The sequence below is a fragment of the Mycobacterium barrassiae genome, from assembly GCF_025822765.1.
Taxonomy (GTDB): domain Bacteria; phylum Actinomycetota; class Actinomycetes; order Mycobacteriales; family Mycobacteriaceae; genus Mycobacterium; species Mycobacterium barrassiae.
On sequence record NZ_JACKUK010000023.1, the window covers coordinates 506868 to 520214 of the forward strand.

Consider the following 13347-nt stretch of genomic DNA (forward strand, 5'->3'; position numbering starts at 1 on the left):
ATTCGATGGGACTAGGCTCGACCCAAAGGGTTGGGAGGTGGCCATGCCCGCAGCGGCCAGACTGATGACTGTCTGGGGTGCCGCGGCGCTACTGGCTGTGGGGTGTACGCAATCCATCACGGGTACGGCGGTGCGGGCGATCCCTGGCATCGACGACGACTCACTGTCGCCGGTCGACGTCGAGACCGTCGTGCTGGATCAGTCACAGATGCGGGCGATCACCGGGGCGGGCGAGGACCTCTCGATCATCCCGAGCATGGACGGAAAGTTTCCGGTCGACATCGAACCGCTCGTCAAAGGGGCTCCCCCGCAATGCGAATGGCTGTTCGCCGAGACGCAGACGTTCGGCCGCGAGGTCGAGGAATTCCGCAAGACCACGTTTCAGAATCCTCCCGACGGCGGACTCATCTCGGAAGCCGTCGCCGCCTACCGCTCCCCCGAGGTCGCCCGTGCCGCGTTCGACAGTCTCGCGGGACTGGTCGACGGCTGTGGCTCAAGCACTTTGGGGCCGGATCTCGTCGGCCAATGGACGGTCGCGGACGACATGGTGCGGACGCGTCCTGGCGCCTGCGGTCGCGACTATCGCGTGAAATCGGTGGTGCTGGTTGAGGTCACGTTCTGCCGCTTCCCCGGATCGGTGCCCGACATCGTCATGACGAACATCCTCGCGAATGTGCCGGAGTGATCGCCGTTAGCGCGTGATCGTCGCGCTGCCCAGCACCTCGTCGCCGTCGGGATCGGGACGGTAGAGCACCATGGTCTGCCCCGCGGCCACCCCGCGGATCGGGGCACGCAGTTCGACGACGATGCGACCGTCCCGCACCTCGGCGACACCATCGCCGATCCCGCCGTGCGCACGCACCTGCACATGGCATTCGGTCGGGCCTGCGGGCGCGACACCAGAAGTGAACACCGGTCGTTCGCCGGTCAGCGTCCACACGTCGAGATCCGCGGCGGTCCCGACGTGCACCGTGCCGGTGTCGGCGTCGATGCCGGTGACGTATCGCGGCTGACCGTCCGGTCCCGGTCCGGCGATGCCGAGGCCCTTGCGCTGGCCGATGGTGAATCCGTGCACGCCCTCGTGCTCGGCGAGCACCGTTCCGCCCGCATCGACCACGGCACCACGGCGCACACCGATCCGGGCGCCGAGAAACGCACGCGTGTCACCCGAGGGGATGAAGCAGATGTCGTGGCTGTCCGGCTTTTCGGCGACCGCAAGCCCCCGCCGGGCCGCTTCCTCGCGGATCTGGGGCTTGGGGGTGTCGCCGACGGGAAACACGGCGTGGCGCAACTGCTCGGCGGTGAGTACACCGAGGACGTAGGACTGGTCCTTGTCGGCATCGACAGCGCGACGTAGCCGCCCGTCCGACAGCCGGGCATAGTGTCCGGTTGCCACCGCGTCGAATCCGAGCGCCAGCGCGCGAGCCGCCAACGCGGAGAACTTGATTCGCTCATTGCATCGGACGCACGGGTTCGGGGTCTCACCGCGGGCGTAGGACGATACGAAGTCGTCCACCACGTCCTCAGCGAACCGGTCCGCGAAATCCCAGACATAGAAGGGGATGTCGAGCACATCGGCGACGCGGCGGGCATCTCCGGCATCTTCCTTCGAGCAGCACCCCCGTGATCCGGTGCGCAGTGTGCCGGGTGCAGACGAGAGCGCCAGGTGCACGCCGACCACGTCATGACCGGCGTCGACCATGCGGGCCGCTGCCACCGACGAGTCCACCCCGCCGCTCATCGCTACGAGTACGCGCACTAGTCGACCACTCCCGAACTGGCCAGCGCCGCCTGGCGCGCCCGCTCGACCGCAGCAGGCAGGACGGCCAGCGCCGCGTCGACGTCGGCCTCGGTGCTGGTGTGCCCCAAAGAAAGTCGCAGCGAGCCGCGCGCACTCGCCGGATCGGCGCCCATCGCGATCAACACGTGGGAGGGCTGCGCCACGCCTGCGGTGCACGCCGAACCCGTCGAGCACTCGACACCCTTGGCGTCCAGCAGCATCAGCAGCGAGTCGCCCTCGCAGCCGCGGAACGTGAAGTGGGTGTTGCCGGGAAGTCGATCCGCACCGGCCGCGCCGTTGAGACGCACATCGTCGATGCTCGACATCACACCGTCGATCAGGCGGTCGCGCAGTTCGGCGACGCGCGCACTGTTGGCTTCCAGACCTTCGACCGCGATCTTCGCGGCGGTGGCCATCGCGACGGCGCCCGCGACATCCGGTGTGCCCGAACGGACGTCGCGTTCCTGACCGCCTCCGTGCAGCAACGGCACACACGCCGTATCGCGACGCAACAGCAAGGCGCCGACACCGGTGGGTCCGCCGAACTTGTGCGCGGTGATGCTCATCGCCGAGAGTCCGCTCGCGCCGAAGTCGATGGGAATCTGACCTACAGCCTGTACGGCGTCACTGTGCATCGGGATGTCGAATTCGGCTGCGATGGCGGCGAGTTCCGCGATCGGCATGATGGTGCCGACCTCGTTGTTGGCCCACATGACCGTCACCAATGCGACGTCGTCGGGGTCCTGCAGTGCATCGCGGAGTGCCGCCGGTGAGACCGAACCCTCTGAGTCGACAGGCAACCAGGTCACCTCGGCGCCTTCGTGCTCGACCAGCCACTCGACGGCATCGAGCACCGCGTGGTGCTCGACGCCGGTGGTGACGATGCGCCTGCGGCGTGGATCGCCGTCGCGGCGCGCCCAGTAGATGCCCTTGACCGCGAGGTTGTCACTCTCGGTTCCGCCGGCGGTGAACACCACCTCGGACGGCCGCGCGCCGAGCAGCTGGGCAAGCGTCTCGCGCGCTTCCTCCATGCGGCGGCGCGCAGCGCGCCCGGTGCCGTGCAGTGAGGACGCGTTGCCGACCGTCGCCAGGACAGACGTCATCGCCTCGATGGCAGCAGGGTGCATCGGGGTGGTGGCGGCGTGATCCAGATAGACCGGCGAGGAGCCGCTAACACGCAGAACATCTGACGAGGTCATAGCCGTTCCATGGTAGCCGCCCCGGACCGGCCGCCCAGATCCCGTGGTCAGGCCACCAGCGCGTGACCGTGTCCTCGGCGCGACCCGTCCCCGCGTACCGCGGATTCGCAGCGGGCGGCGAGGTCACGGCGGTCGGTGCCCGGCAGCTGCAGCGACTCGACGTGCACGCGCACGATCGTGCGCTGGGCGGTGATCAGCCGCCGGATCGACGCGAGCAGCGTGTCCGTTCCGACATAGGCGGCGATGGTCGACGGGCGGCCGTCGCGCCCGTGGTAGCTCAGCTGCAGCGGTTGCACCGGCCTGCCGGCGTCCACCGCGGCCTGGAACATCGCGGGCCGGAACTGCCCGTACGCCAGGCCACACCACGTCGTGCCCTCGGGGAAGGCCACAACCGTCTGGCCCGCCCGCAGCCGACCCGCGATCAGGGACACCACGTCGGGCAGCCTCCGCAGATCGCCTCGCTCGATCGGGATGACCTTCATCAGCCGCGCCAGGAGCCCCAGGCCCGGCCAGTTGACCATCTCGGACTTGGCGACGAACCGACCCGGCAGGACGGAACCGATCGCGAAGACGTCCACCCACGACACGTGGCCACTCACCACCAGGACGCCCCGCAGGTTGCGAATCGGCCCTCCGGACACCGTGATTCGCACACCGAGGCATCGCAGCATCAGGCGGCAATAGCGGCGCTGCACGTGAGAGCGGCCCGGCACGGGAATCGCCAACAGGGGCACCGCAGAGAGCAACAGGAAGGCGAATGTGGCACGAATCGCGACGCGCCACGCGACGACCACCCGCTGACCGGCCGGCTCCTCGGTCGCACTGACGCAACTGGTGTCGCATGTGGCGCGTGGAAGCCAGGGACTGTCGACGGTCATGACGCCATCGCGCTCACCGCGCCCACCGACCTCAGCCGGTTGAGGTACCGCATGTCGGCCTGTCTTTTATCCAGCAGCGCGGGGAAATCACCCACCCCGAACTCGGGATCATGGGCCGGATCGCCGCATACCCGCGCGCCGAGTCGCAGGTAGCCCCGCATCAGCGGCGGCACAGTCACCCGTGCCGGCGCGGCGATGGCGTCGAGGCCCCTCCCGTCGACCGTCACCGGCTGGTACGGATACACCGTGTGCTCGGCGGGGGCCGCGTGGCGGCGGCGGACGAAGTCACGCACACCTCGGATCTGGCTGCCGGGTGCGGCGCCGTCAGCACCAGCGACAGGCACCGACACACAACCGGTCGCGTACTCGTAGCCGCAGCGGTCCAGGTAGGCCAGGATGCCGGCCCACACCAGCAGCACCACACCACCGTTGCGGTGATCCTGACGAACTACCGCACGGCCCATTTCGACGAGCGAAGGCCGCAATGCGTCGAGTCCTCGAACGTCGAATTCTGTTGCGGTGTAAAGGCCTCCGGCGGCGATGGCGCCGGGCGGCGGCAGCATCCGATAGCAGCCGACGAGTTCACCCGAGTTGTCCTCTCGGACGAGCAAATGATCGCAGTACTCGTCGAAGCGGTCGGCGTCCCTGCCGTCGGCGGCTGGGGGCAGCGCGAAGCCCGGTTCCGAGGTGAACACGTCGTGGCGAAGCCGCTGCGCCGCGTCGATGAGCGCTGGGTCGGTGGACAGCAGCAGGGTGTAGCGCGGGGTCTTCGATGCTTGGGCGGACCTGTCGGGGGCGATGAGGACAGAAGCAGTGCTCATGGCTGCACGGTCGCCCAGCAGCATCTCCGGATGGCGTCGGGAGTGTGACGTGTCCGTGAGCGCTGGGTGACGAGTTGGCCTTTTTTACCTGCTCACGTGTGCAAATTCACACGCGCATCAGGCCCGGAATGCAAAATCGCACGTTCCGCCGAGCGGAACGTGCGACTTTGCGAGTCCTGCGAACTAGCCCTTGCGAGCCTTGATCGCCTCGGTGAGCTGCGGCGCGACCTTGAACAGGTCGCCGACGATACCGAGGTCGGCGATCTCGAAGATCGGCGCCTCTTCGTCCTTGTTCACCGCGATGATCGTCTTGGACGTCTGCATACCGGCGCGGTGCTGGATCGCACCCGAGATGCCCAGCGCGATGTACAGCTGCGGCGACACGGTCTTGCCGGTCTGGCCCACCTGGAACTGGCCCGGGTAGTAGCCGGAGTCGACGGCCGCGCGCGACGCACCGACAGCGGCTCCGAGCGAGTCGGCCAATTCCTCGACGACGCTGAAGTTCTCAGCGCTGCCGACACCACGGCCGCCCGACACCACAACGGTGGCCTCGGTGAGCTCGGGACGGTCACCGGCAACCGCGGGCTCACGCTTGGTGATCTTGGTCGCGTTCTCGGCCTGCGCGGGCACCTCGACGGTGACCACTTCGCCTGCACCGTCGGCGGGTTCGGCCTCCACGGCGCCGGGACGCACGGTGATCACGGGCACCTCGGTGGTCGCCTCGGCCTCGACGGTGAACGCGCCACCGAAGATGGAGTGAACGGCCTTGCCGCCATCCTTGACCTCGACCACGTCGGTCAGCACACCGGAGCCGATACGCGCGGCCAGCCGGCCGGCGATCTCCTTGCCGTCCGCCGACGCGGCCAGCACCACACCGGCGGGGCTTGCGGACTCGACCAGCGAGGCAAGCACGTCCACAAACGGAGTGATGAGATAGTTCTCGGCGTCGTCGGACTCGGCCACGTAGATCTTGGCGGCACCGGCCGCCTTGAGCCCGTCGATCAGTCCTTCGGACGTGCCCGGCTTGCCCACCACGACGGCGGAGGGCTCACCCAATTTGCGTGCGGCAGTGATGAGTTCGGCGGTGACCTTCTTAGGGGCACCTTCTGCGTGCTCAACGAGCACAAGTACTTCAGCCATGTGTCTTCGTTATCTTTCTGGGTTCTGTTCAGCGTCTGGGGCTAGATGATCTTCTGGGCCACGAGGTACTCGGCAACCTTGGTGCCACCGTCACCTTCATCGGTGACCTTCTCGCCCGCGGTCTTGGGCGGCTTCGGGGTCGACGCGGTCACCTTCGTACCGGCGTTCGCGACACCCACCTCATCGGCCTCGACACCGATCTCAGCCAGCGTCAGCGTCGTGACTTCCTTCTTCTTCGCGGCCATGATGCCCTTGAAGGAGGGGAAGCGCGGCTCGTTGATCTTCTCGTTGACGCTGATCACGGCGGGCAGCGACGCCTCGACGGTGAACACACCCTCGTCGGTCTCGCGCTCGCCGACGACCTTGCCGCCCTCGACCGTCACCTTGCGCAGGTGCGTGAGCTGGGGCAGGCCCAGGTACTCGGCCACGATCGCGGGGACCGCGCCGCCGACGCCGTCGGTGGCCTCGTTACCGGCGATGACCAGCTCCGTGCCCTCGATGGTGCCCAGCGCGCGGGCCAGCGCCCAACCCGTCTGGACCATGTCCGACCCGTGCACGCCCTCGTCGACGAGGTGCACCGCCTTGTCGGCGCCCATCGAGAGCGCCTTGCGGATGGCCTCGGTCGCACGCTCCGGTCCGGCTGTGAGCACTGTCACAGTGCCGGCGGCGTCGCCCTCGCGCTCCTTGATCAGGAGTGCCTCTTCGACGGCGCGCTCGTTGATTTCGTCGAGCACGGCGTCGGCGGCCTCCCGGTCGAGGGTGAAATCGCCGTCGGACAGCTTGCGCTCCGACCAGGTGTCAGGGACCTGTTTGATCAGGACCACGATGTTCGTCATGAGTCTGGTTCGTCCTCCTCGAAGGGGCCGATGACCGGCCCGCAATACCACGTTTCAAGCAACCACCATCATGTTACTCGCGGGTAACTTAAGATGGATCGCAGGAACACCATAGCTGGTCGAAGTTTGCGTTCTAGCAGCACGTAGGCGGTGAACTGTTCGCCAGTGAGCTGTTTCACGTTAGCCTGCCTTGCAATGAGCGCATTCGTTACCGACGGTCCGGACCTGCCTTTGACCGGAGAACGCACGGTTCCCGGCCTTGCGGAGGAGAACTACTGGTTCCGTCGCCATGAGGTTGTCTACGAGCGGCTGGCCGCTCTCTGTGCGGATCGCGACGTGCTCGAAGCAGGGTGCGGCGAGGGGTACGGAGCGGACCTGATCGCCGACGTGGCCAACAGTGTCATCGGGCTGGATTACGACGACTCCGCGGTCGCCCACGTGCGCGCCCGCTACCCGCGGGTCGACATGCGTCAGGGCAACCTGGCCGAGCTTCCGCTCGCCGACGGCTCCGTCGATGTCGTGGTGAACTTCCAGGTGATCGAACACCTGTGGGATCAAGGGCAATTCGTCGCCGAGTGTCTTCGCGTGCTGCGCCCCAGCGGTCTGCTGCTGATGTCGACACCGAACCGGATCACCTTCAGCCCCGGTCGCGACACCCCGATCAACCCGTTCCACACCCGGGAACTGAACGCCGCCGAGCTGTCCGAACTGCTGTCCGGGGAGGGCTTTTCAGTGGAATCGATGCTGGGCGTATTCCACGGTGCGCGGTTGGCCGAGCTCGACGCGCGCCATGGGGGCTCCATCATCGACGCACAGATCGCGCGCGCCTTGGCCGATAAGCCATGGCCCACCGATCTGCTCGACGATGTCGCATCGGTGACCACCGATGACTTCGACCTACTGGACGCCGCCGAGCGAAACATCGACGAAAGCCTCGACCTTGTCGCGATCGCGGTGCGGCCATGACGCAGCCGACTCCCCGCTCCGATGCCGCCGGCACTCCGGGCATGTTCACACTCGTCCTCCACACCCACCTCCCTTGGCTGGCGCATCATGGACGCTGGCCGGTCGGCGAGGAGTGGCTCTACCAGTCGTGGTCGGCGGCCTACATCCCGCTGATGCGCGTCCTGCGCACGCTGGCTGCCGAGAACCGCAGTCATCTCCTGACGTTGGGCATGACGCCGGTGGTCACCGCCCAACTCGACGACCCGTACTGCCTGACCGGGATGCACCACTGGCTCGCCAACTGGGGGTTGCGTGCCCTGGAAGCGACGACGCTCGGTGATCCGTTGCGAGAGTTCGGCATTCGCGAACACGCCGAAGCCGAGCGGGCCCTCGAGGATTTCGCGACCTTGTGGGCGCACGGGGGCAGCCCACTGCTGCGTCAGCTGATCGACGCCGAGGCGATCGAACTGCTCGGCGGACCGCTTTCGCATCCCTTCCAGCCGCTGCTCAATCCGCGGTTGCGCGAGTTCGCTCTGCGGGAAGGACTGGCCGACGCGCAACTTCGGTTCGCGCACACACCCACCGGGATCTGGGCGCCCGAGTGCGCATACGCCCCGGGCATGGAAATCGATTACGCCGCAGCGGGTATCGGCCACTTCATGGTCGACGGTCCGTCGCTTCACGGCGACACCGCGCTCGGGCGGCCCGTCGCAGCGTCGGATGTCATCGCGTTCGGGCGTGATCTGCAGGTCAGCTACCGGGTGTGGTCACCGAAATCCGGCTATCCCGGCCACGCCGCCTACCGCGACTTCCACACCTACGACCACACGACGGGCCTCAAGCCGGCGAGAGTGACCGGCCGCAACGTCGCCTCTGACGACAAGGCGCCGTATGACCCCCAGCGCGCCGACGCCGCGATCGACGGCCACGTCACTGATTTCGTCTCCCATGTGCGTCAGCGCCTCATCGACGAGAGCGCACGAATCGGTCGGCCCGCGCACGTGATCGCGGCCTTCGACACCGAACTGTTCGGGCATTGGTGGTACGAAGGTCCGGTCTGGTTGGAACGCGTGTTGCGCGCGCTGCCGGAGGCCGGGATTCGCGTCGGCACCCTGTCCGATGCGATCACGGAGGGGTTTGTCGGCTCACCCGTCGAATTGCCGCCCAGCTCTTGGGGTTCCGGTAAGGACTGGCAGGTGTGGGCGGGCGAGCAGGTTGCCGACCTGGTCCAGTTGAACAGTGAAGTCGTCGACACCGCACTCACGACCGTCGACAAGACACTGGGTGAGACCGACACGGCACCGGCCAGAAACTTCGTCGCCGACCAGATCCTGCGGGAAACCCTGTTGACGGTGTCCAGCGACTGGCCGTTCATGGTCAGCAAGGATTCGGCAGCGGACTATGCGCGGTATCGCGCACACCTGCACGCCCACGCCACCCGCGAGATCGCCGGAGCGATGGCGTCGGGTCGCCACGACCACGCACAGCGCCTCGCCGAGGGCTGGAATCGCGCCGACGGCCTGTTCGGCGCGCTCGACGCACGGAGACTCCCCCGACCGTGAAACCCCACACCCCCGCCCCCTCCTCCGCCGAGACTGCGCACAGATCGCCCGATCCGGGCAAATTGGCGATCTGTCAGCAGTTTCGGCGCATGCCTGGAGCACGATCGTGAAGATCCTCATGGTGTCGTGGGAGTACCCGCCGGTTGTGATCGGCGGGCTCGGGCGGCACGTTCATCACCTCGCGACGGCGCTGGCCGATGCGGGCCACGAAGTGGTGGTACTGAGCCGTCGGCCCAGCGGTACCGATCCCAGCACGCATCCGTCGACCGACGAGATCGTCGAAGGTGTGCGCGTCGTCGCCGCCGCCCAGGACCCGCACGAGTTCGACTTCGGCAGCGACATGATGGCGTGGACGCTGGCGATGGGTCATTCGATGATCCGCGCCGGACTCGCCATCAAGGGCCGCCGCGGCAAACCGTGGCAACCGGACGTCGTGCACGCCCATGACTGGCTGGTCGCGCACCCGGCGATCGCACTCGCCGAATACTTCGATGTGCCACTGGTTTCCACGATCCATGCGAGCGAAGCGGGCCGACACTCAGGCTGGGTGTCGGGTGCCATCAGCAGGCAGGTGCACGCGATCGAGTCGTGGCTGGTTCACGAATCCGATTCGCTGATCACATGTTCGGCGTCGATGAGCGACGAGATCGTCGAGCTCTTCGGGCCGGGGCTGGCGGAGACCCGGGTGATCCGCAACGGAATCGAGACCGCGCGTTGGCCGTTCGCGAAGCGTCGTCCGCGCACGGGGCCCGCCCAGCTGATGTATCTGGGTCGCCTGGAGTACGAGAAAGGCGTCCACGATCTCATCGCCGCGCTCCCCCGGATTCGTCGTACCCATCCCGGCACGACGTTGACGATCGCCGGAACCGGCACCCAGCAGCAGTTTCTGATCGAACAGGCGCGTAAGCACAAGGTGCTCAAGGCCGTCACGTTCGCGGGGCATCTGCACCACGAGGAACTCGTGAGCATGCTGCACACCGCGGACGTCGCCGTCCTACCCAGCCACTACGAGCCGTTCGGCATCGTCGCACTCGAAGCCGCCGCCACCGGAATCCCGTTGGCTACCTCGAATGTCGGTGGCCTCGGCGAGGCGGTGATCGACGGGCAGACCGGCGTCTCCTTCCCCCCGCGCGACATCGCCGGGATCGCGGCTGCCGTCCGCAAAGTCCTCGACGACCCCGACGCGTCACAACAGCGCGCGATCGCCGCCCGCGAGCGCCTCAACTCCGATTTCGAATGGCACACCATCGCAGGCGAGACCGCGCAGGTCTACCTGGCCGCCAAACGGCGTGAGCGCGAACCGCATCGGCGGCGCCCCATCGTCGAGCATGCGCTGCCCGATCGCTGACCACCAGGTTTAGCGCGCGGCCTTCTTGCGTTCGATGTCCGCCAGCGCCGCGGCGAGCTCGGCACGCTGAGCCGCCGACGTCTCCCACGACAGCTTGCGGTTCTTGACGACCTTCGCCGGTGCGCCGACGGCGATCGAGAAGTCCGGGATCTCACCTTTGACCACCGCGTGCGAGCCGAGCACGCAGCCACGGCCGATCGTCGTGTTGCGCAGAATCGTCACCTTGGTGGCGATCCAGGTGTCGGGACCGATCCGCACCGGGCCCTTCACGATGCCCTGGTCCTTGATCGGCAGCTCGATGCTGTCCATCCGGTGGTCGAAGTCGCACACGTACACCCAGTCCGCCATCAGCACGGAATCGCCCAACTCGATGTCGAGATACGTGTTGATCACGTTGTCCCGCCCGAGGACCACCTTGTCGCCGAAGCGCAACGACCCCTCGTGACAGCGGATCGTGTTCTTGTCGCCGATGTGCACCCAGCGACCGATCTCCATCGTGGACAACTCCGGCGTTGCCTGGATTTCCACGCCCTTGCCGAGGAAGACCATGCCGCGGGTGATGATGTGCGGGTTGGCGAGCTTGAACTTCAGCAACCGCCAGTAACGCACGAGGTACCACGGGGTGTAGGCCCGATTCGCGATGACCCACCTCAACGAGGCCATGGTGAGGAACTTGGCTTGGCGCGGATCGCGCAGACGCGAACCTCGCCACCGCTTGTGCAGCGGCGCGCCCCACATCGTTGTCATGGCCGGAAAGCCTACGCGAGCCATCGGGTGCCGAACGGTTACCCTCACTGGGACTTCCAAGGCGGGCAGAACACGAAAGAAAGGGCGCAGTGTTCCGGCGATCGATCGTGCTGGCGGCAACAGCGCTGATCACGGCCGCGCTGGCCGGTTGCGGAAACACCGACTCCTGGGTCGAGGCGCATGCGTCCTCGGGGTGGGCCGCCCAGTACGGCGACGCCCGCAACAGCAGCTACCAGCCGAACGACGGCGCCGACTCGCTGCGTCTGGAGTGGGTCCGCTCGGTCAAGGGTGAGCTCGCGGCGCAGGTGGCGCTGGGCTCCGGCAGCTATCTGGCCGTCAACGCGCAGACCCCGGCCGGCTGCTCGCTGATGGTGTGGGAGGCCGACAACCGCGCCCGGCAACGCTGGTGCACCCGCCTGGTACAGGGCGGCGGCTTCTCCAGTCCACTTTTCGATGGATTCGACAACCTCTACGTCGGCCAACCCGGGGCCATCATCTCGTTTCCGCCCACGCAGTGGATCCGCTGGCGTCAACCGGTGATCGGGATGCCGACCACGCCGCGAATTCTGACGCCCGGCCACCTGTTGGTGGTCACTCACCTGGGGCAGGTCCTGGTGTTCGACGCGCACAAGGGCGTCGTCGACGGATCCCCGCTCGACCTGATCGACGGCGTCGATCCCAAAGACCCCGAGCGCGGCCTCGCGGACTGCCAGCCCGCACATGCCCGCTGCCCCGTGGCGGCGGCGCCGGCATTCGCCGAGCAGACGGGGATCATCGTGCTCAGTCTGTGGGAACCGGACACCGACGCTCCGGTGCTCGTCGGGTTGCGCTACCGCCCGGGTCAGAACCCGGTGCTGACCCGCGAGTGGACCAGCGATGCCGTCAGCGGCGGACCCCTGGCCAGTCCGGTGCTGTCGGCGGACGGTTCGACCGCCTACGTCAACGGGCGCGACGAGCATCTGTGGGCGATCGACACCGCCGACGGCACACCGAAATGGTCGGTCCCGCTGGACTATCTGGCGCAGACGCCGCCGTCGGTGTCGCCTGACGGCCTGATCGTGGCCGGCGGCGGCCCAGGGGCCAAGCTCGTCGGCATCAAGGACGCCGGCGACAAGGGCGAGGTGACCTGGACCCGTGACGATGTCGAACCGCTGACCACGTCGAGTCAGTCCGGTACTCACGTCGCGTACGCGGTGGCGCGCGACGGTGAGGACGCTCAGGCGTTGGTGGTCTTCGATCCCGCCGACGGCCGCACCGTGAACAGCTATCCCCTGCCCAATGCGGGAGGGTGGCCGGTCGGCGTCTCGATCGGCCAAGACCGCCGCGTCGTCACGGCGACGAGCGAGGGCCGGGTCTACGGGTTCGCGCCGGCTTAAAGCGCCAGCATCGGTGCGACGGAGGCGCGCGGCACCGACGCCTGGACCGGACCTGCCGACTCCGGGAACATCTCGCCCTGGCTGAAGAAGAAGATCAACGAATCGTCGGTCAGCGCGAAGTTCTGGTAGTTGGCCGGATCCAGGCCCGCGCTTGCAGGGATCGCGTCTGCCAGACCCTGCTCTCTCGACAGGTAGTTGTTCACCTCGGGGTAGATCACGTCTAGCGGTTTGGTGCCCTGCTTGAACAACGACCCGAAGGTGATGGGTGAGCGGTTGGCATGATTCCAGTTGAACGCCTGATACCAGGTCACCGGGTGCGCACCGCCCACGTTCTGATACACCTCGAACACCAGACTCTCGGTGCCGAGCAGCGGCAGACCCGAGCGGTAGCCGGTGCCCTTGGCGTCGAGCACGTAGGGCAGCCCGCGCGAGCCGGGCATATCCGAGACGTTGACGAACCCGTCGCGGGTCTGGGTCAGGTAGTCGACCACCGCCTGCTGATCGGGATATTGCGCGGGAAAGGCGAAGTCAAGGAGATACGTGTCGTTCTGGGCGTGCACCCGACAGATCTGGTCGGCGTCCACCGTGCCGCCCAACTCGGCGCACGCCGACTGCGCCGACGCCACCGGAGCGCCGATCGTGCCGGCGATGACACAGGCACCCAGCACAGCGGCTGCCGTCTTCAGAATGCGCATCGTTGGACGTCCTCGAAGCG

General features: G+C 67.3%; 13 protein-coding genes. 5 read left to right on the top strand and 8 right to left on the bottom strand.

The features are described from left to right. Window positions 1-43 precede the first annotated feature (43 nt). Window positions 44-685 (top strand): sensor domain-containing protein, encoded by a 642-nt coding sequence (locus H7J93_RS12835; protein WP_267306993.1) that lies wholly within the window; start codon window positions 44-46, stop codon window positions 683-685. A 6-nt stretch (window positions 686-691) separates the two neighbouring features. On the opposite strand, the gene mnmA is transcribed toward H7J93_RS12835, so the two are convergent. The 6 genes from mnmA to H7J93_RS12865 all read right to left on the bottom strand — a co-directional run bounded on the left by mnmA (window position 692) and on the right by H7J93_RS12865 (window position 6654). After that, complete coding sequence (gene mnmA, locus H7J93_RS12840) at window positions 692-1759, bottom strand: tRNA 2-thiouridine(34) synthase MnmA (protein WP_267306650.1); 1068 nt, start codon at window positions 1757-1759, stop codon at window positions 692-694. Beyond that, window positions 1759-2979 carry a cysteine desulfurase family protein gene (locus H7J93_RS12845; RefSeq protein WP_267306651.1) on the bottom strand — a complete coding sequence of 407 codons (1221 nt, stop codon included), beginning with the start codon at window positions 2977-2979 and terminating at the stop codon, window positions 1759-1761. Before H7J93_RS12845 ends, mnmA begins: the two co-directional genes overlap by 1 nt. Window positions 2980-3026: 47 nt before the next feature. After that, window positions 3027-3857 (bottom strand): lysophospholipid acyltransferase family protein, encoded by an 831-nt coding sequence (locus tag H7J93_RS12850; RefSeq protein ID WP_267306652.1) that lies wholly within the window; start codon window positions 3855-3857, stop codon window positions 3027-3029. Beyond that, window positions 3854-4678: a GNAT family N-acetyltransferase gene (locus tag H7J93_RS12855; RefSeq protein ID WP_267306653.1), complete on the bottom strand. Its 825-nt coding sequence runs from the start codon at window positions 4676-4678 to the stop codon at window positions 3854-3856. Before H7J93_RS12855 ends, H7J93_RS12850 begins: the two co-directional genes overlap by 4 nt. 183 nt (window positions 4679-4861) lie before the next feature. Further along, window positions 4862-5818, bottom strand: coding sequence for an electron transfer flavoprotein subunit alpha/FixB family protein (locus tag H7J93_RS12860; RefSeq protein ID WP_267306654.1), 957 nt, complete (start codon window positions 5816-5818; stop codon window positions 4862-4864). Between the two features lie 41 nt (window positions 5819-5859). Further along, on the bottom strand, window positions 5860-6654 hold the full coding sequence (locus H7J93_RS12865; protein ID WP_267306655.1) for an electron transfer flavoprotein subunit beta/FixA family protein: 795 nt from the start codon (window positions 6652-6654) through the stop codon (window positions 5860-5862). A 195-nt stretch (window positions 6655-6849) separates the two neighbouring features. Between H7J93_RS12865 and H7J93_RS12870 the strand changes: the two genes are divergently transcribed. The 3 genes from H7J93_RS12870 (at window position 6850) to H7J93_RS12880 (ending at window position 10509) form a co-directional block, all read left to right on the top strand. Next, complete coding sequence (locus tag H7J93_RS12870) at window positions 6850-7620, top strand: class I SAM-dependent methyltransferase (protein WP_267306656.1); 771 nt, start codon at window positions 6850-6852, stop codon at window positions 7618-7620. Next, the gene (locus tag H7J93_RS12875; protein WP_267306657.1) at window positions 7617-9161 is read left to right on the top strand and encodes a 1,4-alpha-glucan branching protein domain-containing protein; all 1545 of its coding nucleotides are present in this window, start codon (window positions 7617-7619) and stop codon (window positions 9159-9161) included. The genes H7J93_RS12870 and H7J93_RS12875 overlap by 4 nt, the downstream gene beginning before the upstream one ends. 106 nt (window positions 9162-9267) lie before the next feature. After that, window positions 9268-10509 carry a glycosyltransferase family 4 protein gene (locus H7J93_RS12880; protein WP_267306658.1) on the top strand — a complete coding sequence of 414 codons (1242 nt, stop codon included), beginning with the start codon at window positions 9268-9270 and terminating at the stop codon, window positions 10507-10509. A 9-nt stretch (window positions 10510-10518) separates the two neighbouring features. Here H7J93_RS12880 and H7J93_RS12885 read toward each other — a convergent pair whose 3' ends face one another. Next, entirely contained in the window at window positions 10519-11256 is a 738-nt protein-coding gene (locus H7J93_RS12885) for an acyltransferase (protein WP_267306659.1), read from the bottom strand. 89 nt (window positions 11257-11345) lie between these two features. Between H7J93_RS12885 and H7J93_RS12890 the strand changes: the two genes are divergently transcribed. Continuing rightward, window positions 11346-12632 (top strand): outer membrane protein assembly factor BamB family protein, encoded by a 1287-nt coding sequence (locus tag H7J93_RS12890; protein WP_267306660.1) that lies wholly within the window; start codon window positions 11346-11348, stop codon window positions 12630-12632. Here H7J93_RS12890 and H7J93_RS12895 read toward each other — a convergent pair. After that, window positions 12629-13327: an esterase gene (locus tag H7J93_RS12895; protein WP_267306661.1), complete on the bottom strand. Its 699-nt coding sequence runs from the start codon at window positions 13325-13327 to the stop codon at window positions 12629-12631. The genes H7J93_RS12890 and H7J93_RS12895 overlap by 4 nt on opposite strands. Window positions 13328-13347 lie beyond the last annotated feature (20 nt).

Excerpts from the sequence above, each read along its gene's own strand:
- H7J93_RS12860 (WP_267306654.1), bottom strand. The coding sequence starts at position 5,818 with ATGGCTGAAGTACTTGTGCTCGTTGAGCACGCAGAAGGTGCCCCTAAG.
- H7J93_RS12865 (WP_267306655.1), bottom strand. The coding sequence starts at position 6,654 with ATGACGAACATCGTGGTCCTGATCAAACAGGTCCCTGACACCTGGTCG.
- H7J93_RS12870 (WP_267306656.1), top strand. The coding sequence starts at position 6,850 with ATGAGCGCATTCGTTACCGACGGTCCGGACCTGCCTTTGACCGGAGAA.
- H7J93_RS12895 (WP_267306661.1), bottom strand. The coding sequence starts at position 13,327 with ATGCGCATTCTGAAGACGGCAGCCGCTGTGCTGGGTGCCTGTGTCATC.
- H7J93_RS12845 (WP_267306651.1), bottom strand. The coding sequence starts at position 2,979 with ATGACCTCGTCAGATGTTCTGCGTGTTAGCGGCTCCTCGCCGGTCTAT.
- H7J93_RS12850 (WP_267306652.1), bottom strand. The coding sequence starts at position 3,857 with ATGACCGTCGACAGTCCCTGGCTTCCACGCGCCACATGCGACACCAGT.
- H7J93_RS12875 (WP_267306657.1), top strand. The coding sequence starts at position 7,617 with ATGACGCAGCCGACTCCCCGCTCCGATGCCGCCGGCACTCCGGGCATG.
- H7J93_RS12835 (WP_267306993.1), top strand. The coding sequence starts at position 44 with ATGCCCGCAGCGGCCAGACTGATGACTGTCTGGGGTGCCGCGGCGCTA.
- H7J93_RS12855 (WP_267306653.1), bottom strand. The coding sequence starts at position 4,678 with ATGAGCACTGCTTCTGTCCTCATCGCCCCCGACAGGTCCGCCCAAGCA.
- H7J93_RS12885 (WP_267306659.1), bottom strand. The coding sequence starts at position 11,256 with ATGACAACGATGTGGGGCGCGCCGCTGCACAAGCGGTGGCGAGGTTCG.